Origin of the sequence: Varibaculum vaginae, from assembly GCF_900604285.1 — a bacterium.
Classification (GTDB): Bacteria; Actinomycetota; Actinomycetes; order Actinomycetales; family Actinomycetaceae; genus Varibaculum; species Varibaculum vaginae.
On record NZ_UWNY01000002.1, the window covers coordinates 127183 to 147930 of the forward strand.

Annotated in this window: 17 protein-coding genes; 13 read left to right on the forward strand and 4 right to left on the reverse strand. The window is 53.1% G+C overall.

All coding sequences use genetic code 11. The annotated features are described in order from the left end of the window. Positions 1-127: 127 nt before the first annotated feature. Together EFB02_RS06435 and EFB02_RS06440 are read left to right on the forward strand one after the other, a co-directional pair. Positions 128-1123: a TetR/AcrR family transcriptional regulator gene (locus tag EFB02_RS06435; protein ID WP_122820777.1), complete on the forward strand. Its 996-nt coding sequence runs from the start codon at positions 128-130 to the stop codon at positions 1121-1123. A 12-nt stretch (positions 1124-1135) separates the two neighbouring features. Beyond that, positions 1136-1999, forward strand: coding sequence for a serine hydrolase domain-containing protein (locus tag EFB02_RS06440; RefSeq protein WP_122820778.1), 864 nt, complete (start codon positions 1136-1138; stop codon positions 1997-1999). Positions 2000-2005: 6 nt separating this feature from the next. Here EFB02_RS06440 and EFB02_RS06445 read toward each other — a convergent pair whose 3' ends face one another. Next, positions 2006-2797, reverse strand: a complete 792-nt coding sequence (locus EFB02_RS06445; protein ID WP_122820779.1) for an exodeoxyribonuclease III — start codon at positions 2795-2797, stop codon at positions 2006-2008. Positions 2798-2838: 41 nt separating this feature from the next. Here EFB02_RS06445 and pyrE point away from each other — a divergent pair, with 41 nt between their 5' ends. Genes pyrE through EFB02_RS06460 form a run of 3 tightly spaced genes read left to right on the forward strand, consistent with a single transcriptional unit; the run spans position 2839 to position 4810 of the window. Further along, positions 2839-3414 carry an orotate phosphoribosyltransferase gene (gene pyrE, locus EFB02_RS06450; protein ID WP_122820780.1) on the forward strand — a complete coding sequence of 192 codons (576 nt, stop codon included), beginning with the start codon at positions 2839-2841 and terminating at the stop codon, positions 3412-3414. Between the two features lie 3 nt (positions 3415-3417). Then, complete coding sequence (locus EFB02_RS06455) at positions 3418-4191, forward strand: SDR family NAD(P)-dependent oxidoreductase (RefSeq protein ID WP_122820781.1); 774 nt, start codon at positions 3418-3420, stop codon at positions 4189-4191. A 4-nt stretch (positions 4192-4195) separates the two neighbouring features. Next, positions 4196-4810, forward strand: a complete 615-nt coding sequence (locus EFB02_RS06460) for a TrmH family RNA methyltransferase (RefSeq protein WP_122820782.1) — start codon at positions 4196-4198, stop codon at positions 4808-4810. A 124-nt stretch (positions 4811-4934) separates the two neighbouring features. Here the strand turns inward: EFB02_RS06460 and EFB02_RS06465 are convergent, their stop codons facing one another. Further along, entirely contained in the window at positions 4935-5114 is a 180-nt protein-coding gene (locus tag EFB02_RS06465) for a hypothetical protein (RefSeq protein WP_122820783.1), read from the reverse strand. Positions 5115-5402: 288 nt separating this feature from the next. On the opposite strand from EFB02_RS06465, the gene fbaA reads away from it, so the two are divergent. The 4 genes from fbaA (at position 5403) to EFB02_RS06485 (ending at position 12259) form a co-directional block, all read left to right on the forward strand. Further along, positions 5403-6428, forward strand: a complete 1026-nt coding sequence (gene fbaA / locus EFB02_RS06470) for a class II fructose-bisphosphate aldolase (protein ID WP_122820784.1) — start codon at positions 5403-5405, stop codon at positions 6426-6428. Between the two features lie 488 nt (positions 6429-6916). After that, the gene (gene carA, locus EFB02_RS06475; RefSeq protein WP_122820785.1) at positions 6917-8122 is read left to right on the forward strand and encodes a glutamine-hydrolyzing carbamoyl-phosphate synthase small subunit; all 1206 of its coding nucleotides are present in this window, start codon (positions 6917-6919) and stop codon (positions 8120-8122) included. Next, on the forward strand, positions 8106-11387 hold the full coding sequence (gene carB, locus EFB02_RS06480) for a carbamoyl-phosphate synthase large subunit (RefSeq protein ID WP_122820786.1): 3282 nt from the start codon (positions 8106-8108) through the stop codon (positions 11385-11387). The genes carA and carB overlap by 17 nt, the downstream gene beginning before the upstream one ends. Positions 11388-11389: 2 nt before the next feature. After that, positions 11390-12259: a sulfite exporter TauE/SafE family protein gene (locus EFB02_RS06485; protein ID WP_122820787.1), complete on the forward strand. Its 870-nt coding sequence runs from the start codon at positions 11390-11392 to the stop codon at positions 12257-12259. Between the two features lie 216 nt (positions 12260-12475). Here the strand turns inward: EFB02_RS06485 and EFB02_RS06490 are convergent, their stop codons facing one another. Beyond that, positions 12476-15457 (reverse strand): hypothetical protein, encoded by a 2982-nt coding sequence (locus EFB02_RS06490; RefSeq protein ID WP_122820788.1) that lies wholly within the window; start codon positions 15455-15457, stop codon positions 12476-12478. 130 nt (positions 15458-15587) lie between these two features. On the opposite strand from EFB02_RS06490, the gene EFB02_RS06495 reads away from it, so the two are divergent. From EFB02_RS06495 to EFB02_RS06505, 3 genes are all read left to right on the forward strand, one after another. Beyond that, on the forward strand, positions 15588-15965 hold the full coding sequence (locus EFB02_RS06495; RefSeq protein ID WP_122820789.1) for a cold-shock protein: 378 nt from the start codon (positions 15588-15590) through the stop codon (positions 15963-15965). A 28-nt stretch (positions 15966-15993) separates the two neighbouring features. Then, positions 15994-16767, forward strand: a complete 774-nt coding sequence (locus tag EFB02_RS06500; protein WP_122820790.1) for a DUF3027 domain-containing protein — start codon at positions 15994-15996, stop codon at positions 16765-16767. A 145-nt stretch (positions 16768-16912) separates the two neighbouring features. Further along, positions 16913-18388: an NCS2 family permease gene (locus EFB02_RS06505; RefSeq protein WP_122820791.1), complete on the forward strand. Its 1476-nt coding sequence runs from the start codon at positions 16913-16915 to the stop codon at positions 18386-18388. Positions 18389-18493: 105 nt separating this feature from the next. Here the strand turns inward: EFB02_RS06505 and serC are convergent, their stop codons facing one another. Next, the gene (gene serC / locus EFB02_RS06510) at positions 18494-19636 is read right to left on the reverse strand and encodes a phosphoserine transaminase (protein WP_122820792.1); all 1143 of its coding nucleotides are present in this window, start codon (positions 19634-19636) and stop codon (positions 18494-18496) included. A gap of 182 nt (positions 19637-19818) precedes the next feature. Between serC and EFB02_RS06515 the strand changes: the two genes are divergently transcribed. Next, positions 19819-20505 carry a metal-dependent transcriptional regulator gene (locus EFB02_RS06515; RefSeq protein ID WP_122820793.1) on the forward strand — a complete coding sequence of 229 codons (687 nt, stop codon included), beginning with the start codon at positions 19819-19821 and terminating at the stop codon, positions 20503-20505. The last annotated feature ends 243 nt before the right edge of the window (positions 20506-20748 follow it).

A 20748-nucleotide genomic window follows, 5' to 3' on the forward strand; every position in this document is an offset into this window, starting at 1 on the left:
GTAAAACATCTTCTATTTGTTAGGTGGTTTGAGGGGAAAAACTGTATCCTGGTTAGAGCTTGGGTGTTCTGGCATCCAGCGGTAGAAAAAAGTATAGGCGATAGGCAAAAGGGAGGGGGATGCCCAGGTGCCGAAACCAGCACACAAGAGCGGGGAGCGTGGCCCTTATGCCGGTGGCGTAGCTCGGCGTGAAGCCATACTAGACGCAACTGTCGACATGATTGCGGAAGTTGGCTACCACGGTCTATCTATGCGCGATGTGGCTCGCCGTGTTGGTATCTCCCACCCGGGGGTTATCTACCATTTCCCTTCCAAAGAAGCCCTGCTCATGGCGGTTATCGAACGTTATGAGGATCGCTCCAACTTCAATGTGCAGGCAATGCGCAGTATGCAGCCTTTTGAAGTGTTCAATGCCTTCACCGAACTTTCTACCAAGCTCAGTTCTAACCCCACAATCGTGGAAATGGAATGCATGCTTTCAGTGGAAGCCTCCAACGAGGTGCACCCGGCGCACGACCACTTCGCGGCTCGTTTTGAAGGGTTGCAAAAGGTGCTAACCAGTGCCTTTGGACAGCTGCAAGCAGAAGAACTTCTCAATAAGGATTCCGATCCCAAGACACTGGCACATTCCCTATTGGCTGAATGGTACGGCCTGCATATCCAGTGGCTCTACAACAGGGATGGAGTAGATGTGGTCGGTTCCTTGACCAACTTGATTATCAACCAGGTGGATCTTTCCAATCCCAAGGCGCTCCATGCCATCATGTCCAGCGGTTTTGCCTCCCCCTCCGCAATGGCCGCAATCGAGCAGGTGGCTGGTTTTACCTTGGAAGATTTGTTGGAAAAAGGATACATCAGCCTTTCCTCCCAGGAAATGGAGAAATACGGTCTTTCAGATGTGCCGGAAGAAATCCTGGACAAGATTGTTCGTTCCGGTACTCTGACGGCCAACGACCTAGAATACGCCCAAGAAAACCAGGCTCTCAGCATAGATTTGTTGGGTCGCTTGGTTATCAACAACGTCTTAGAAACAGAGGAATACAACACCCTGGCAGATGTTGGTGTCGTGCCGCGTGAAGCGGTGGCTGCGCTTACCGCAGTTATGGCAGCCCGCCCCTTCTAGGGGCTACTTAGGATGATTTCTGACCCAGTAAGCACGGTTCTAGCGCAGTTTCCTTTCCCGGTTTCCTGCGCGCTTTTTTCCTTTGAATCAGCGTCTCAACCGCAAAGCTGTCAGCTGTTAGGAACCTGGGGTGACCTGGATACAGTCTACCCTTGGATGTCGGTGACCAAGTTGGTTACCTCCCGTACTATTCTTGGGGCGGTGGAAAACGGCGTCCTCGACTTGTGGGAGCCGCTGCAGCAACTACCTGGAGTAAAAAATCCCCGTCCCGTGAGTGTGGCTGACCTGCTCGCGCACCGCAGCGGCCTTGATTATGAAAAAAAAGAGTTTACCCGCGCCCTCCATACTCGCCGGGTTTACTCCAATGTCGGGTATGAAATCCTGGGTGATCTACTCAGCCAGCGCAGCGGGGTATCCTTCAGTAACTGGGTGACGAAAATGGTATTTTTGCCTCTGGGGATCAAACGTCAATTGTCAGGGTCTCCTGCGTGGGGAATATACGGTAACCTGCGCGAACTACTCAGTTTTGCCTTCGAGGCTGCCTGTCCGCGTTTCCTTTCCCCCAAGCTGTTTTCTGCCTGGTCACGTAGTGATGGGATGCAGTTGCCCGGGGTGGTACCCGGATATGGTTTTCATCGTGACAATGCCTGGGGATTGGGCTGTGAAATCCACGCTGCCAAACAGCCACACTGGACGCTGCCGGGATCTTCTCCAGATACTTACGGGCATTTCGGGCAGTCTGGGGCATTCTTGTGGATCGACCCCGCCTCTTGCCTGGGAGCAGTTTTCTTAGGGCAACAGCGCTTCGGCGCTCTGCATAAGCAGTTATGGCCAGAGCTAAATCGCATTCTGCGGGAAGCAGCTAAAACCGCTTAAGGGGTGTTACAGAGAAACCTCTAAAATAACCGGAACATGGTCGGAGGCACCTTTGCCTTTGCGTTCCTCTCGTAAAGATTTAGCCCCCTTAACCCGTGTTGCTAGGGCAGGGGAACAGTAGGCAAAATCAATTCGCATTCCCTGGTTACGGGGAAAACGCAGCTGCTTATAGTCCCAGTATGTGTACTGATCAAAAAGATTACGGGTGACTTCGGTAAAACCGGCATCTTCGAAAGCGAAGAAAGCTTCACGTTCGGGAGCAGAAACATGGGTGGAATCAGCAAACACTTCCATATCCCAAACATCTTGGTCAAAGGGGGCAATATTCCAGTCACCCATCAGTGATATTTGTGCCTGAGAATCTGCCAGTAATAATGAGGACGCATACTCGCGGAGTTGCGTCAACCAAGCGAGTTTATAGCGGTAGTGAGGGTGGGAAAGCTCGCGTCCATTGGGGACATAGAGAGAAAATATTCGCACTCCACCGCAGATAGCACCTAAAGCGCGTGGTTCCACCACCGGCTCTTTCCCCGGGTTAGCATAGGCGGGTTGCCCAGGAAAATCTCGTTGCACATCCTTGAGGCCCACCCGAGAAATAATCGCTACCCCATTCCACTGGTTTATCCCGTGTACTGCGACCTCGTACCCGGCGGTGGTGAAAGGCTCATAAGGGAACTGCTGCGGGCGACATTTGGTTTCTTGGATAGCTAAAACATCCAAATTTTCCCGCTCTAAAAGCGCGCTTACCCGTTCTTGTCGTGCCCGAATTGAGTTAACGTTCCAAGTTGCAATCCTCATGTGCTAACCATATCGGGTACAAAACCGATAAACTGAATATCATGACCGCTAATGACTCGCAAAAGACACGTCTGATTTCTTTAATCAAAAAATTATCCGTTAAATTCGGGGATTTCACCCTGGCCAGCGGAAAGAAATCTTCGTTCTATATTGACCTACGCCGCTCTACCTTGCATCACGAGGCCTCGGTGTTGATCGGGCATGTGCTGCTGGATCTATTAGAAGAGTCGGGTTTTCTACCGGAAGATATTGATGCGGTAGGGGGACTAACTATGGGTGCTGATCCGGTGGCCTTTGCGATTATGCAGGCGGCTTCTTCGCGCGGCCTAGATATTGATGCCTTCGTGGTGCGTAAAGAAGCGAAAGATCACGGCATGGGGCGCCAGATTGAAGGCCCAGATATCGCAGGTAAACAAGTGGTAATCGTGGAAGATACTTCCACAACTGGCGGATCTCCTATCCAGGCGGCACAGGCAGCCGAAAAAGCAGGCGCCAAGGTACTGTGTGTGGCGGTAGTGGTTGATCGCGGCGATGTGGCCAAAGAAAAAGTTAACCAGGCCGGCTGGCAATACCTGGCGGCACTAAATTTGACAGATTTAGGGATCGAGGGAGATTAAAAGATGTCATGGGTTTTAGTAACCGGAGCCTCCAGTGGCCTGGGACTAGAGTTTTGTAACCAACTGGCCGGGCGTGGACACAATGTGGTGATGGTGGCACGACGGGAAAACCTTTTGCTGGAACAGGCACAACGAATTGAAGACTTCTACGGGGTCACCTGCGAGGTGTTGACTGCAGATTTAGCCACTCAACCAGGGCTAAAGGCGGTGGCACGTCGCCTGGCTGCGGAGACGCGTCCGATTTCCCTACTGGTTAATAATGCCGGATTTGCTCTGGCGGAAGATTTCGTGGATGGTTCTGCCTCTAAACAGGTACGCGGGTTAAACGTGATGGTGCGGGCGGTCATGCTACTTTCGCAAACCGCTGCCTCTCGGATGCGTAGGCGGGGGCGGGGTGCGATTTTGAATGTTTCCTCGGTAGCGTCTGGAACTGCCATGGGAACTTACGCAGCCCATAAAACCTGGGTAGAGATCTTTACTTGTGCGCTCGCAGAGGAACTGCGAGGCAGCGGGGTACTGGTAATGGCGCTAAAACCGGGAACTACCGATACCGGTTTCTTCAACAAAATCACTACCAAGATCGAGGACGTACCTACCATCGCCCGGCTAACCCCGGAATACGTAGTTGAACAGGCCTTGAATGATCTTTCGCGCGGAAAAATAGTTTCGGTACCTTCTGTAATCTATAAAGTTATAGATTTTTTGACCTGGAAGGCTCCCCGCTCCCTGGTTTGCCGTTTTACCGGATATTTGCAGCGCGACCGGTTTAAAGCCTAAGCCGATGGGGAACGGAGTCGGTCCATGGCCAGGAGGGGCAGACCATTGGCCAGAGGGAGAGCATTGGGATCCGCAGCTGCTTGCCGAAGGCGACCGCCGCAATGTAGAGGATCGTTTCCGCTATTGGCGTCGAGATGCTATTCGGGACTTCCTTGATAGTGAGCGTTTTCCCTTCCATGTGGCAATCGAAAACCTAGACCATGATTTCAATATCGGGTCAATCGTGCGTTCAGCCAATGCTTTTGGTGCTAACTCGGTGCATATTGTGGGGGCGCATCGCTGGAATAAGCGGGGAGCAATGGTAACTGATCGCTACCAACACGTAGATCATTTCCCCGATACGGACTCTTTCGCCCATTGGGCGCGGGGCGCGGGAATTACTCTCATTGGGATAGACAATGTCGAAGGTTCTCGACCGTTAGAGGATGCGGTTTTACCGTCGGAATGCTGCCTAGTTTTCGGATCCGAAGCCAATGGTTTAAGCCCGGAAATGCTGGCTGAATGCGCGGCGGTTTACGAGATTACCCAGTATGGCTCGACCCGCTCCATAAACGTAGGAGCTGCCGCGGCAGTAGCAATGTGGGCGTGGGTGATACAGCATCATGACCAAGCCAAGTGATGTTTTTATGGGTGTAGCTACCGGGGGAACTGGCGTAATTTTGTCTCCCGCCAATTCCCGCTGACCTTAAGGCCGATTACGTTCTGGTTCCTCGTGGGATGTACCTGGTAACGTTTCTTAGTTTTTAGCGCGGTTCAATGCAGTAAGTGCTGGTCTTTAAATGATGACGCAAGGTTATGGTGGCGCTACCGCTGTTTGCTCTATAAAGTGCATCGTCATTTTGCTGTTTTAGCAGTTTTATTGCTACCGCACTAGATGCAGCCACTGCGCGAACCTTGGCTTCTAGACCGTTTTGCGTTGCCATTTTAACCTGGTCAATACTGTTGGTTCCGCAAATAGTCTCTTACCTTCCATCCTCATCTCTAGCAATCGTGTGTCCATAGGAATCACGATTGCTAGCTGATATATAAGAGAAAAACAGAAATCGAATGAAAAGTATTTGATTCTTGAGTTGGCGGTAGATATAAGAGGAGAAAATGCAGTCGGCAAATGAGATATGAGCGACAACGATGTGGGACGCAAGACCCTGCAGTGAGCTAGACCTTGTGAGAGAATGAAAAATGTAAGAAGTCTATCTTAAAGGAGGGCCCCTGTGGCTATTGCAACCCCTGATGTTTATAACGAAATGCTAGATCGCGCAAAAGATGGCAAGTTCGCCTATCCTGCGATTAACGTTACTTCTTCCCAGACGCTAACTGCGGCGATTCGTGGTTTTGCCGAGGCCGAATCCGATGGGATCATCCAGGTTTCGGTAGGTGGAGCCGAATACTGGTCGGGCTCTACCGTTAAAGATCGGGTAGCCGGTTCTCTGGCATTGGCCGCCTATGCGCGGGAGATCGCCAAGAACTACCCGGTTACCGTCGCTTTGCACACTGACCACTGCGCCAAGCAGAACATTGATTCCTGGATTCGTCCTCTAATGGAACTAGAGGCCGAAGAGGTCAAGGCTGGTCGCCTTCCGTTCTTCCAGTCTCACATGTGGGATGGCTCCTCCGTTCCGCTAAAAGAAAACCTGGAAATTGCTCAGGAACTGCTGGATCTCTCGGTTAAAGCCAACACCATCCTCGAGGTTGAGATTGGCGTTGTTGGCGGCGAAGAAGATGGCATCGTCGGCGAGATTAACGAGAAGCTCTACACGACCCCTGAGGACGGCATGAAGACCGCTGAGGCTCTGGGCTTCGGGGAAAAGGGACGTTACCTGACCGCATTGACCTTCGGTAACGTTCACGGTGCCTACAAGCCGGGACACGTGAAACTGCGTCCGGAAATTCTGGGTGAAATTCAGGAAGCTGTCGGCGCAAAGTACGGCAAGGGCGATCGTCCGTTCGACCTGGTAATGCACGGTGGTTCTGGCTCTACCGCCGAAGAAATCGCCACTGCGGTAAGGAACGGTGTTATCAAGATGAACGTAGACACCGACACCCAGTATGCCTTCACTCGTCCGATTGCTGACTGGATGTACAAGAACTACGAGGGTGTACTGAAGGTAGACGGCGAAGTCGGAATTAAGAAGCAGTACGATCCTCGTTCTTGGGGCAAGGCTGCCGAAACCGGTATGGCGGCACGCGTAGTCGAGGCGTGTGAACGTCTGGGCTCGGTGGGCACCAAGATGAAGTAACTTGTTTTAGCTAACTAGAGCAAGGCTTAAAGCAATAACTCAGCCGGAGCTGGAACGCGGCGCGTGCCCAGAAGTTGAGGTTTGTCTCCGCATTCCTGCTTTTCGGTCACTAGCTAGTTATCAAGGGAGCCTTGGGGATTTTAGGGCATGAGCCCGGATTGTCCTCAAGGCTCCCTATTTTTTTAATGCCTTGTTACTTACTGCTATTCCTTAGTTAGTCCCCAGGAACCTGAGCGACATAATCACCCTCCAGAACCGAATAGCCCTCTGGGGAAAGAATGACCCTCCAGGGAGAAATCTTCCCTCCCAATAAAAGTGCTTTGACAGTAGGGAGGAGAGCAATGAACAAAAATCACGCTGGAGCGCTCGCTTACGCTATGATTAGGGGCAGTGAAACTCTTACCTATTTGCTCGCGCCCCCTTGGTGCGGGCAATTTTTTTCTATATGCCTTTACCCTTGGGTGAAGCATAGATAAGGAGAAGTTCTTATGCAGCAGGCCTCCTCAGATCTGGCCTTAATCGTGCTGGAGGACGGGTTTATCGCGAAAGGTAAAGCCTGGGGCAAGCGAGGGCGCGCCTTGGGGGAAGTGGTTTTCGCGACTGGGATGACCGGTTATCAGGAAACTTTGACCGACCCGTCATATCATCGCCAGATAGTTATCCAAACCGCTCCCCATATTGGAAATACCGGCGTAAACGAAACGGATCCTGAGTCGGGACGGGTCTGGGTAGCTGGATATGTGATCCGCGATGCTGCTCGGCGTGCCTCCAACTGGCGTGCTACCGGAGACCTGGAAGACCTGCTGAAATCCCAGGAGGTAGTAGGAATCCGCGAAGTAGACACTCGTGCCCTCACCTTGCATTTGCGGGAAGCCGGGGCGATGCGCGGCGGTATCTTTTCTGGAGATGCGCTTCCGGCGGGTGCCGCTTATCTAGATCAGGCCACTCGTGACCTATTAGTTTCGGTGGTGCGCGATCAGCCGGTGATGGCGGGCGCAGCGCTCGCAGCTGACGTGAGTACCCCCGAAAAATACGTGGTGGAGCCAGCTGGCGAATATGAGGGCAAAGAGCCGTTAGCAGTGGTAGCCGCTCTGGATTTAGGAATCAAAGCGCGTACTCCCGAGCAAATGGCGCTGCGTGGGATCCAGGTGCATGTGTTCCCGCAGCAATCAAGCTTTTCAGAAATTATGTCGGTTAACCCCAATGGAGTGTTCTTCTCTAACGGGCCCGGCGACCCGGCTTCAGCAGACCATGAAGTGGCATTGGCGAGGGCGGTGCTGGACGCAGGTATTCCCTTTTTCGGGATTTGTTTCGGTAACCAAATTCTGGGGCGTGCCCTGGGGTATGGCACCTATAAACTTGCCTACGGTCACCGTGGGGTAAATCAGCCGGTGGTAGACCGTGAAAGTGGGAAAGTGCAGATTACCGCGCATAACCATGGTTTCGCGGTGGATGCCCCGGCGGAACATCCTTCGGTAGCTCCCTTTGATGGGGGACGCTACGGGCGGGTAGAGGTTTCCCATTTAGCGCTAAACGATGGGGTAGTAGAAGGCTTGCGCGCCCTGGATCTGCCGGCTTTCAGCGTGCAGTATCACCCCGAGGCAGCGGCCGGTCCCCACGACGCCCAATATCTATTTGATAAGTTCCTAAGAATCATGCAGGAAACAAAGGAAAAACATGCCACGCAGAACTGATCTTAAATCTGTCCTAGTTATTGGTTCCGGGCCGATCCAAATCGGCCAGGCCTGCGAATTCGACTATTCCGGGAGCCAGGCCTGCCGCGTGCTCAAAGCGGAAGGCCTGCGAGTTATTTTGGTTAACTCTAACCCAGCAACCATTATGACTGACGCCCAGATGGCGGACGCTACCTACATTGAGCCGATAACCCCGCAGGTGGTGGCGTCAATTATTGCAAAGGAACGTCCAGATGCCCTATTGCCTACCTTGGGTGGACAGACCGCGCTGAACACTGCAATTGCCCTGTCCCAAGATGGTACCTTGGAAAAATACCAGGTGGAGCTGATCGGAGCCAGTGCTCAGGCGATTAACGCCGGTGAAGATCGCGAGGAATTCAAAAAGGTAGTACACCGCTGCGGCGCCGAAGTGGCACGTTCCTTTATCGCCCACAACCTGGCTGACTGCCGGGCAGCTGCCGAACAATTGGGATATCCACTGGTAGTACGTCCTTCCTTCACTATGGGCGGCATGGGGTCTGGGATTGCCTATAACGAGCAGGATCTGATCCGCATAGCCGGGGGAGGCATGGCTGATTCCATAACCTCCGAGGTGTTGCTGGAAGAATCCATTCTGGGCTGGAAAGAATACGAACTGGAGCTGATGCGTGACAAGGCCGATAACGTGGTCGTGGTGTGCTCTATCGAAAATGTTGACCCGGTAGGGGTACATACCGGCGATTCAATTACGGTGGCGCCGGCGCTCACTCTAACTGACCGGGAGCTGCAGAATCTGCGCGATATTGGGATTAACGTGATCCGGGAAGTAGGGGTAGATACTGGCGGCTGTAACATCCAGTTCGCGGTGCATCCGGATACCGGCCGGGTAGTAGTCATTGAGATGAACCCGCGGGTTTCTCGCTCCTCCGCGCTGGCGTCGAAAGCTACCGGTTTCCCGATTGCGAAGCTGGCCGCAAAACTGGCTCTGGGCTACACTCTGGACGAGATTCCCAACGATATTACCGGTTCGACTCCGGCCTCTTTCGAGCCCACTTTGGACTATGTGGTAGTCAAAGTGCCGCGGTTTGCTTTCGAAAAGTTCCCGGCGGCTGACCCCACGCTGACTACCGCCATGAAATCAGTAGGCGAGGCGATGGCGCTGGGGCGCAACTTTACCGAAGCGCTACAAAAAGCCTTAATTTCTCTGGATAAAGCCGGCACCTACTTCCGTTGGGATACCCCGCTTGCATCCTCAAAAGAAGAATTATTAGAGCAGGTAAAGATACCTACAGAGAAGCGTCTGATTCAAGTGATGGACGCGATTAGAGCGGGCGCTACCCTAGAGGAACTCTATGCGGCCACGAAAATTGACCGCTGGTTCCTAGATCAACTCTTCTTGCTGAACGAGGTAGCGGAGGAAATTCGGGTAGCAGAAGCGCTTACCCCGCAGCTACTGGTAGAAGCGAAACGTCATGGTTTCTCCGATCTACAGATTGGGCAGATTCGCTCCGTATCCGATGAGGTAGTGCGCGAAGTTCGCAAGGCTTTCGGGATTCGCCCGGTCTATAAGACAGTGGACACCTGCGCCGGAGAATTCCCTGCCCAAACCCCCTACTATTACTCCACATATGACTTGACCAGCGAAGTTAAACCGCGTAAGCGTCCGGCGGTGATTATTTTAGGATCTGGGCCGAATCGGATTGGGCAGGGGATCGAGTTCGATTATTCCTGTGTGCATGCCACCCAGGAACTGCAATCTGACTATGACACCGTGATGGTTAACTGCAACCCGGAAACGGTATCTACGGACTACGATATTTCTTCGCGCCTGTATTTCGAGCCGCTTACTTTTGAGCACGTAATGGAAATTTATGAGGCCGAATGCAAGGCCGGTCCGGTCGCGGGGATGATTGTGCAGCTCGGTGGGCAAACTCCGCTATCTTTAGCGTCCCGTCTGAAAGCTGCCGGGGTGCCGATTGTAGGTACTCCGCCGAGCGCAATTGATGCGGCGGAAGATCGTGAGCTCTTTGGCCGGGTGCTGGATGAGGCAGGACTACCTTCGCCGGCTCATGGAACGGCAACCAACGCTGAGCAAGCCTTCGAACAGGCAGAAAAAGTCGGGTATCCGGTTTTGGTACGTCCATCCTTTGTGCTGGGAGGGCGAGGAATGGAGATTCTCTATTCCGCAGAAGAACTCGACTCTTACCTACATCGCTATAACCTGTCTGACCCCACGGTGATGACTGGACCGTTACTGATTGACCGGTTCCTTGACGATGCGATCGAGATTGACGTAGACGCCCTCTATGATGGCCAGGAACTGTTCCTGGGTGGGGTAATGGAGCATATTGAGGAAGCTGGGATTCACTCTGGGGATTCTTCCTGCGTACTACCGCCGATAACGCTTTCGGACGCGATTATTGCCCATATTCGCACCTCCACCGAGAAAATCGCAGCGGGAGTAGGGGTACGCGGCCTCATCAATATCCAATACGCTCTGGTAAGCGGGGTGTTGTACGTGATTGAGGCCAACCCGCGGGCTTCTCGGACGGTACCCTTCGTCGCTAAAGCTACCGGAGTGCCGTTGGCGCGGGCGGCTGCCTTGGTGATGATGGGGTCTTCAATTGCAGAGCTAAAAGAACGCGGCTACCTGCCGGCAGCTGATTCCGACTTTGCCACTCCCGGACGACCGATTGCGGTTAAAGAAGCGGTGCTTCCCTTTAAACGTTTCCGGGACAAGGATGGCCGGATCGTGGACACGGTTCTTGGTCCTGAAATGCGCTCTACCGGGGAAGTAATGGGTTACGATCGCGATTTCCCCACCGCATTCGCCAAGAGCCAGACCGCGGCCTATGGGAATCTCCCCTCCAAAGGAACTGTATTCGTGTCGGTGTCTGACCAGGATAAACGCGCCTTAGCTTTGCCGGTATCCCGGTTATTTGACCTGGGATTCTCGATTATGGCAACTGCGGGAACTGCGGCTTTGCTGCGGCGCTACGGGATTCCGGTTACCGAGGTGCGCAAAGCCAGCCAAGGGCCGGGTCCAGATGGGGAACAAACGGTGGTGGATATGATTCGTGCTGGGTTAATTGATATGGTAATCAACACTCCTGGCACTTCCGGCGCGAGGGCGGACGGTTATGAAATCCGAACCGCCACCACTGCCGCTGATAAACCGATTGTCACCACCATTTCTCAGTTCCAGGCGGCAGTACAGGCGATTGAGGCTACGCGTGATCGCACCTATGGGGTGTGCTCACTGCAAGAATACGACAAAGCTAAATAGCCATGTTCCTATTCCTCGCCGCTGCTATCGGGTTGTCAATCGGCCTGATAGTGGGGGCGCTGGGCGCGGGTGGGGGAATGCTATTTATCCCGGTTCTGGTGTACATGCTGCATTTTCCTCCCCATGAGGCAGCGGCAGTCTCCCTGATTATTGTGGGGCTCACTGCTTTGGTTTCTCTCGTTCCCCATGCGCTTACTGGCAATGTGCGCTGGGGTAAGGGTGTGCTGTTTGGTTTATTTAGTGCTCTCGGATCTGTCGGGGGGTCGTACCTGAATCTGCTCACTTCCGCTCACTACTTAATGCTGCTCTTTGCAGTGTTAGCCGGGGTGGTCGCGGTCGTGATGGCCCGGCAAGGGGTGGCGGCCAGGAACCTGTATCAAGCCAGGATCCGAAAAATACTGCAGGAAGATGTCGTGGAGTCTTCGCGGCAAAAAACTAACCCGGAGGCTACGGCTTTCCCTGAATCTGCCGCGCAGGTAAACGCAAATAATTTAAAACAGCAAAACTCGCTAACTAAATGGGTGCTAGCCGCTCTGATTACCGGTTTCTTGACGGGATTTTTTGGGGTTGGCGGCGGATTTGCAGTAGTACCTGCCTTGGTGATTTTTCTGAATCTAAATATGCGGCAAGCCGCGGCTACCTCACTATTAATAATGGTGATTTCTTGTGCCGCTTCGCTACTGGCACGAATAGGTGTGACTCTAAATATTGAACTGCTGGTGGTGGCAGTGTTCGCGCTTTCTTCCATGGTGGGAGGGATGCTCGGTCCCATTCTCACTCGTCGGGTATGCGAGTACCGGTTAACCTTAGGATTCGCATGTCTACTTGCGGGAGTGTCTATCGTTACTGCTACTGAGCAGCTTCTTTTATGATTAGCTCAGATGTAAGCGGGGGTAGCCCGGCTAGCTATCCTTAATAGGGCTGGCATTATTAAACGCAAAGATCCAGGCGGCAGCTTAGCTTCACTAGCCAGCTGTCGCGATAAGGGAATAGAGCCAGTGGCGGATACCAGTGATTGCCCAAGTTTAGGTACGGCAGAGTGCCTAACGGGAACCTACCCTGCCTGGTAACGAACCCTCCTGTTTCAACTATGAACGTTTAGCGACATCGTTTTCGGCCAAGCGCAATGCTTGCTCAGTTTGCTGTTTTGCCCGTTGTAAGAGTCGCAAAGCTTCTTGAGTGTCGAGACTGCCTGGACGGTCAAGTCGGGTTAAAGTCCGATTTGCCAGGTCAAGCATGGTACGTCCCGCTACCCCAACCTGAGTGGTGTGTACCCCGATATAGTCATCGACAGCCGCCATTAGAATTGCGACCTGTTCACTAAGTGGCTCAACCTTTTCTTCGAAGGTCAAAGCCCGAGTGGCTTTCTCTGCCACGCGGATAGCGGCTTCTTCTGCGCGAGCTTGACGTGCGATTTTATGCCCTTGTAATAAAAGATTTTCGGTGCGTACAGTAGCTTTTAGCACCTCATTTTCGCGTCCTGCACGATCCATTGTTTGCGCTTCTTCCAGCAAGTTCTGAGCTCGTGCCAATAGCTTATGTGCCCCCATGACATCTTCACCTATGCGAGTGGCCTTTTGGGGATCCTCACTTTGAATTCTTTCCACGATCAAACGGCATCTAACCAGGTCTTCCCGACATTCAATAATTTGTCGTTCAAAATTGCGGGTGATATCTGGCAGCGGAGTCTGCTGATGATACAGATTCGTAAAGTGGGTAATCTGATCGCGTAGTTCCCGCAAAGGAGCGGGCAGATTTCCGGCTACAATCTGCTGATCAATAGGGCGAGATTGCAGTTGGGCGGTAGCAAACTCTGCAAATGCTGCGCGGACAGCATCTTGCGCGCGAACTAGCGCTAAAGCGAAGGGCTGGGTAACGATCTTGCCGAAACGCTCCTGCGCTAAGGCTAGTTTGCTGGAACCTTTGCGCGTCCAGGAATCGGCCTGTCGCAGAACTTTTGTAAAGTCTAGTTGCCCGCCGGCTGCCGCCGGGCGTTCGCCTGTCTCTGCTAAAGTTCGGGGCTCCACCTGCGGATTTTCTTGGGGAACTTTCGGCAGATTAGACGTTGGTTTAGAACTAGAGAGCGCGGCGGACTGTGGCTGCCGGAGAGGATGTGATTTTTCGAGGCGCGGGGATGGGGTTGCTATCTGGGGAGAGAGCGGGGGAATTGCCTGCGCTGCTATCTGCGTTTTAACCGGGGTAGTCTCTTGTGGGGGCAGTGCTGGTTGTGCAGCGGGCTGAGAGGGCTGATGCATTGTCGGTGCGACCCCACGAGCCGCTGTTTGCTGAGTAGGGGGCGGGGTTTGCGGTCGGGAGGACAAACTGACAGGCTCCGGTTTAGCAGGCGCAACGGGTGAAATAGGGGAGCCGTCCTGCTCGGTAAGGGGAGGTGTGAGCACTTTCCCGGATATGGGGTAGGCAGCCGGCGTCACCACCTGCGGAATGGGGCTGGAGCTAGTCACCGGGAGGCTTGCGCCCGGGTGAGAGCTGGCAGGCTGTTGCGGAACAGGCGAAGTAGGTTTCTTTGCCTGTTCTTGACGGAAACGGTTAACTGCCTGCGCGTGGGCTTTCGCGCGGGCAATCTCGTCACGACGCTCTTGCCCATAATGCTTAATCTGTGAGGCAGAAGTAACCTGAGTGTCATCGTCATTGGCTTGCGGCGGCAGGTAGGTAGTTGCACCCGGATGCAAGACAGAATTATGAGGCTGGGGTGCGGACATCTGTGGAGAATGCGAGGGTTGTACTGCGATAGGAGCCGCAGGAGCGGCGGTAGTAGCTAGAGGAGATGAAGCTGGTGCTTGCACTGCTGGTAGGGGCAGTTGGAACTGTTGTATTTGCTGCGGTGATTGTGACAGTGACTGCTGTTTAGGTGTCTGCACCTTAAAAGTCTGGTCTTGGGGATGGGATTGCGTTTCCTGGAGCACTGGCTCCCGCGAAACCTGCGGGGATTGTGCAGTGTTGCGATCAGTGTGGGGAGCCGGGGAAAGCCCCTGCGAAGCAGCCTTGGTTCGTGCCAAAGCAATCTGATCTAACTCGGCAAGCGAAGGAACTTTGCCCGGTTGCGGCTGGAAAGTGGCAGCTGCACTTAGGGGCTGAGAAGGAACTGCCCGCGTGGAACTAGGGGTACTGACCTCGGGTGTTTGGGGCGCTGCCGAAGGAATATCTACAACCGGAGCAGGTGAAGTTGCAGCGGTAACTGTTTCGTGCTTTAGAGGAGCCGGGGAGGAAGCTGATTGCGTTGTCTGTGAATCACTGACAGAGACTTTAGTATGATTCTGGCCTCCAAACTTAAATCCGAAATTCTGTTTACTGGCTCGCTCATTTTCCTCGCAATTTTCTGCCTCAGGGGCAGCTAAGGCAGAAGAAGTCTGGGTAGCCTGCGTCTCCGGAGCCGGCGTCGTCTCTGAAACTGAACCGGAGGTAGCCGGGGAGATCAAAGCGTCCGTTTGTTCCTTTCCTTCGGCTCGCTCCTTAGCTTTACGGCGTGCTTTAAGCATCCGGGAAAGCACTATGATCACTAAAATCAGGGCAACCAGGAAAGCGATCATCGCCCAAGGGGCTACCGCTAATCCCAAACCCATTTCCGGTGCTTTCGCTGAGAGCGCATCTAGATAAGCTAACACTGCATCGGGATATTTTTGTTGATTGAGTAAGGGCACCATTTTGTCAGAAGCGATTGCGGACAATTCCTCTTGAGAGAGTTTCGCGGCATTATCTGCAGAGGCTAAATACATGGTCTGATTAGGGTTGTCAGCTACTATGGAGAGCATATAAGAGCCTTGGGGAGCACCTGACTTTTGTAATGCCATCAAGTTCCAGTTACTGACGGTGTCATTGGAGTATTCTGATGGGAATGCCACGTAAACATGCAGGCCAGAGCGGTCTAAAGATGCTAGACGCTCTTTTACTTTATTTGCCTGTGATCCCATTTTATTTCCAGGATCATAAAGATGATTGGAAATTTTAGGTGGATCCTCGGCGTAAGCAACATTTCCCGCAACTATGAAACTGGCAAAAAGCGCAGTTAGAAGCACTATTGCCAGTAAACCGGCTTTTTTAAAGACTCTCACTTAAGTTTCTCCCTAACTAATGAGGCTAGTCCGGAGCAGATTAAATCCCCACTTTGCATTATCATATGCAAAGAAGTGGGTTGCATGTTGCTTCATGTAACCTAGATTAAGAAAAAGTAGGGAGATTTCAGTGCCAACGGGAAAAGTTAAGTGGTTTGATGCCGACAAAGGGTTCGGGTTTATCACCGCAGAGGACGGCTCGCAGGTATTTTTACATGCCAGCGTGCTGCCTGCTGACACTAAACCTCCTACTCCGGGAACCCGCGTAGAGTTCTCAGTAGCCGACTCTCGCCGTGGCCCCCAAGCCCTATCGGTGCAGATATTGCAACGTACGCCCTCGGTAGCGAAAAATTTGCGACGTAAACCTAAAGCTATGGTGCCGGTAGTCGAAGACCTGATTAAATTATTGGACGCCTCCTCCGGGCATTTGCGGCGTGGACGCTACCCGGATAACGGTGCGAAGATCGCTCAGCTGTTGCGAGCAGTTGCCGATGATTTCGATGCCTAGTGGTGGCGGTGAGCTAAGAAAGACATCTATGAATGAAACTAACCGTCGTAAGACCGGAAAAGCAGATACTTTACTAGCCAACGCGGTGGAAATTGCTCGCGAAGGGCTAGCACCTATTGCCAAGTCGGAAGAAATCGGCGAACATTTAGGTGCTAAAAGTGAGGGGGAACGCCTGGTTACCCACAGCTTTGAATGCTTAAAGCCCGGTTATCGCGGCTGGCATTGGGTGGCGGTTCTAGCGCGGGTTCCGCGGGGTCGCAAAGCCACAGTCTGCGAAATCGACTTACTTCCGGGCGGGGATGCGTTGTTGGCGCGTCCCTGGGTACCTTGGGCAGAGCGTTTGCGTCCTCAAGATATAAAACGTGAGGATGTACTGCCTTACGTCCCCGATGATGAACGTCTCGATCAGTCCTATGCGGATACCAATTCCGAAGAGCTAGATCGGCGCACCTTAGAGGAACTGGGGCTCGGGCGTCCCCGGGTATTATCGGCGCAGGGACGTGCCCAGGCTGCCAAACGGTGGTATCACTCCGAACAAGGACCGGCACGGCGGGGCGATATTCGTAAGAAACTACCGGAGAATACCTGCTCAACCTGTGGATTTTTACTAAAAGTTGCCGGCAGCATGCGTACTATGTTTGGGGTGTGTAGCAATGAATGGTCAGTAGACGATGGTCACGTGGTGTCTATGGATCACACTTGTGGCTCTCATTCGGAAACTGACGTAAAAATGGATACCTCCCCTTGGCAACCCACCCCGGCGCGCCTAAATGAACTAGATGTGGAGCAAGTTGACATCTAAAAGACGAAGGCAACTGACCGGAGGCTTGGGCAGATTTTGGTGGCTGCTAGGGAATCTGGCCAAGATTTGCAAACAGGTTGCGCATAGCGGTCAAGATTGAAAAAAGCCTGGGAGTCTTTCGATAATGAGCCTGTAAGTAACTTCTATGCCTTCGGTGGCGGATTGGAAAGTTATCTTGTCTTCTCAAGATACTGCGAACAAGTCGGATAGTTCTTTAGATCGTTTCTTTAAAATTTCGGAAAGGGGCTCCACCGTTGGGCGGGAAATCCGCGGTGGTCTAGTCACTTTCTTCGCGATGGCCTATATTTTGGTGGTTAATGCTGCGATTTTGGGGGTGGCAGCTCCCAAAGATATTAGCCAGTCCGCAATCGCGGCCGGTACCGCCCTGGTGGCTTGCGTAATGACCCTACTGATGGGGTTAGTTGCAAACTTCCCGCTGGCTTTGGCCTCCGGTATGGGGTTAAACGCGGTGGTGGCTTTCACTTTGGCTAATCCCGAGGCTTTGGGGCTTAGCTATCAGGAAGCTATGGGACTGATCTTTTGGGAAGGGGTGGCTATCACTATCCTGGTGCTGACCGGTTTTCGGGAGGCCGTTTTCAAGGCGGTTCCTGCCCAACTGAAAACCGCGATTAGCGTAGGCATCGGGCTGTTTATTGCGTTCGTAGGACTGATTAATGCCGGGATTATCCGTCCGGGAGGCACTCCGGTGCAGCTGGGGGTCAACGGCTCCCTGGTGGGCTGGCCGGCTTTGGTATTTTGCGTTGGCCTGATCGTGATCGTGGTGCTTTATATCCGCAAAGTACAGGGCGCAATTCTTATCGGAATCGTAGGAGCCACCGTTTTGGCGTTCATCGTGCAGGCTTTCGCGCATTTAGGTTCGCGCGCAGCCGATGAAAAGGCCGTGTCCGCCTGGGCATCCAATGTTCCGCAGCTAAAAGGCTCCCCGGTTTCCCTGCCTGACTTTTCTAGTATCGGAGCGGTTGATTTCTTTGGAGCCTTCACTAACCCGCATACTACTGCGGTGGGAGTGGTGTTGTTGATTTTCTCGCTGATGCTGGCGGACTTCTTTGACACGATGGGCACTATGGTGGCGGTAGGTGCAGGCGCGCACCTGCTAGACAAGGACGGCAATCCGCCTAAGACTCGGGAAATCCTGCTGATTGACTCGCTTTCCGCCATGGCTGGCGGTCTGGGTGGGGTCTCCTCGAACACTTCCTTCGTGGAATCGACCTCCGGGGTTGGCGAGGGCGCACGTACCGGTTTGGCTTCGGTAGTCACCGGGCTGCTGTTTGGGTTGTCTATGTTCATTGCCCCGCTAGTGGAGCTGGTTCCCGCCGAGGCAGCCTCCACCGCCCTAGTGTTCGTGGGCTTCCTGATGATGGTGAATGTGCGCGACATTGAGTGGACTCGCCCCGACGTTGCGATTCCCGCTTTCATGACCATCATGATGATGCCGTTCGCCTATTCAATTACTGTCGGGATCGGGTTCGGTTTTATCACCTATGTAGTGATAAAGATTGCTTCCGGACGGATCTCTCGGATTCATCCTCTGATGTGGGTAGTTTCAATCCTGTTCATAATCTATTTCTGCCTCGGGCCAATCCAATCTCTGCTGTCGTAGGGGCGTAGATTTTAAATAAGTCCGTGGGAGCAGCTAGGAAGCTGTTCCCACGGACTTGTTAAGTTAAGAGCTTGCCTAAGTTGACACCGCTAGATGTGGTATCCGCTAGAGGCGGTCAATTACATAGTCCAGACAGGCGGTCAGTGCTTGGGTATCGGCCACTTCCACATTCGGGAAGCACGCTACCCGGATCTGATTGCGCCCCAAAGCGCGGTAAGGGTCAATATCCACGATCCCGTTGGCGCGCAGCTGCGCTATCACCTGGTCGGCATCAATATCGTGGAAATCAATCGTCACCACCACCGGGGATTGTTCCTTCGGAGCTGATATATAAGGGGAGACATCTGCGCGGGAATGCGCCCAATCATAGAGCACTGCCGAGGACGCGCGGGTGCGTTTTTCCATTGCCGGAAGTCCGCCCTCGGCTAGCATCCATTGCACCTGGTCTTCCCATAAAAGCAGGGTGGCAATCGCCGGCGTGTTTAAAGTCTGGTTCTTAACCGAGTTTTTCAGCGCCACCGAAAAATCCAATATTGGCGGAATCCAACGTCCCGCACCTGGGGTCGTTTTGATTTCATTTGCTCGTTCCTGAGCAGCCGGGGAGGCGAGTGCCACCCACAGCCCGCCCTCGGCAGCGAAACATTTTTGTCCCGAGAAATAGTAAACGTCGGTTTGAGAAATGTCGACTGTGATGCCCCCGGCGATAGAAGTGGCATCTACCAGGTTTAATCCTCCTTCGATGCGCTTCACTGGGCTGAGGGCTCCGGTAGAAGTTTCGTGGGCGGGATAGCAATAGGCGTCGATTCCCTCTTGATCACCACGTAAAAACGCGATTTCACTGCTGGTTTCCCGGCCTTGCGCCCTCGCCGATACACCCCCGAGCTCTAGATAGGGTTCTTTAAGGTGGGGAGCCCCGCTGACGGTTTCCGCAAACTTTTCTCCGAAGGAGCCGAACACGGCGTGCGCGGAACGCTCCCTAATTAGGGAGGAAGCTGCCACCGCCCAAAAAGTAGTGGCTCCGCCGTTGCCTAGTACTACCTCGTATCCATCTGGCAGGGTAAACAATTCTTTTAGACCATCGCGCAGCGAACCCACTAGGTTCTTAACCGGGGCTTGCCGGTGTGAGGTGCCAGGTAGGTCACTGGCGGCAACTTTCGCAAGGGCGGTTTTTCTTATTGAGCTGGGTCCGGCGCCAAATTTCTTATTTTTAGGCTTTAAATTTTCGGGAATGCTGACAAAGTTTTCCATAAAGCAAACCTTACTCTAGGTGCGTAAACCTCCGCGAATCCAGTCCCAAAAGCCAGAATTGGTCGCGTGTACGCCTTAAACTTTAGGTTAAACACGTTAGCCTGGTTTAGCCGGGGAAAATATGACTTGGTAATAATAATGCGGGCGCAGGTTCCGCGACTGACACGGTATAAGGGGCATTGATGAGCGATCTGATTGATACTACCGAAATGTATCTGAAAACCGTCTACGAGATGCTCGAGGACGGGGTGCCGCCGCTGAGAGCGCGGATTGTGGAGCGTCTGGATCATTCTGGTCCTACTGTTTCTCAAACTGTAGCGCGTATGGAGCGCGACGGATTGCTGTATGTGGCCGATAATCGCCGCATTGAATTTACCGATCAGGGGGTGACTCTGGCGCGGGAAGTGGTGCGCAAACATCGCCTCGCGGAGCGTTTGCTGTTGGATTTGATTGGCCTGGACTGGGTAATGGTGCACGAGGAAGCCTGTCGTTGGGAACATGTGATGTCATCCGCGGTAGAGATGCGTCTGCTGGACATGCTGCATCATCCCTCTACGGATCCTTATGGCAACCCGATTCCTGACGTGGAAAGTGATTTGGTGGGGCCGGGTATCTCCGCGACACAGATTGTGGAGCAATATGGCGGCATTGTGGCGGCTAAAGTAGTGCGGATTGGCGAGCCTCTCCAGGCGCAGCCACGTATGCTAGCTTTCTTTGATGAGGCAGGTGTTTTACCTGGAAACGAGGTTAATCTGCTACCTCAAAGTGACCAGGTGTCGGTTATTGGGGTTAACACGGAGAAAACTGTGTTACTTGACACTTCTTTAGGGCAGCACCTGTTTGTTGAAGAAGTATTGTCCCAGGATTAATCATATTTAAGCTTTGCTTTGAACTGAGGGAATAGCGCATTTTTGGAGCTAATTTTTGAGGTTTGAGGCGACTTATGCCGTTAGGGATTGTTCTTAAGGTGGCAGCCGATTGCTGAAGATTAAAAAATTTTCGTAATCAAAACGTGACAATTCGTTATCGAAGCATTATATTTGGTTACGACCAATCGGTCAGGACGGTTTCCTGGGTAGCTCCCAAGGAGTCATCTTGATCGGCGAGACACT

What these genes read in the sequence shown, in the direction of transcription:
- EFB02_RS06485 (WP_122820787.1), top strand. Translation starts at nt 11,390, where the DNA reads ATGTTCCTATTCCTCGCCGCTGCTATCGGGTTGTCAATCGGCCTGATA.
- EFB02_RS06455 (WP_122820781.1), top strand. Translation starts at nt 3,418, where the DNA reads ATGTCATGGGTTTTAGTAACCGGAGCCTCCAGTGGCCTGGGACTAGAG.
- carB (WP_122820786.1), top strand. Translation starts at nt 8,106, where the DNA reads ATGCCACGCAGAACTGATCTTAAATCTGTCCTAGTTATTGGTTCCGGG.
- EFB02_RS06505 (WP_122820791.1), top strand. Translation starts at nt 16,913, where the DNA reads ATGCCTTCGGTGGCGGATTGGAAAGTTATCTTGTCTTCTCAAGATACT.
- EFB02_RS06460 (WP_122820782.1), top strand. Translation starts at nt 4,196, where the DNA reads ATGGGGAACGGAGTCGGTCCATGGCCAGGAGGGGCAGACCATTGGCCA.
- pyrE (WP_122820780.1), top strand. Translation starts at nt 2,839, where the DNA reads ATGACCGCTAATGACTCGCAAAAGACACGTCTGATTTCTTTAATCAAA.
- EFB02_RS06515 (WP_122820793.1), top strand. Translation starts at nt 19,819, where the DNA reads ATGAGCGATCTGATTGATACTACCGAAATGTATCTGAAAACCGTCTAC.
- EFB02_RS06465 (WP_122820783.1), bottom strand. Translation starts at nt 5,114, where the DNA reads ATGGCAACGCAAAACGGTCTAGAAGCCAAGGTTCGCGCAGTGGCTGCA.
- serC (WP_122820792.1), bottom strand. Translation starts at nt 19,636, where the DNA reads ATGGAAAACTTTGTCAGCATTCCCGAAAATTTAAAGCCTAAAAATAAG.
- EFB02_RS06440 (WP_122820778.1), top strand. Translation starts at nt 1,136, where the DNA reads ATGATTTCTGACCCAGTAAGCACGGTTCTAGCGCAGTTTCCTTTCCCG.
- carA (WP_122820785.1), top strand. Translation starts at nt 6,917, where the DNA reads ATGCAGCAGGCCTCCTCAGATCTGGCCTTAATCGTGCTGGAGGACGGG.
- EFB02_RS06445 (WP_122820779.1), bottom strand. Translation starts at nt 2,797, where the DNA reads ATGAGGATTGCAACTTGGAACGTTAACTCAATTCGGGCACGACAAGAA.
- EFB02_RS06500 (WP_122820790.1), top strand. Translation starts at nt 15,994, where the DNA reads ATGAATGAAACTAACCGTCGTAAGACCGGAAAAGCAGATACTTTACTA.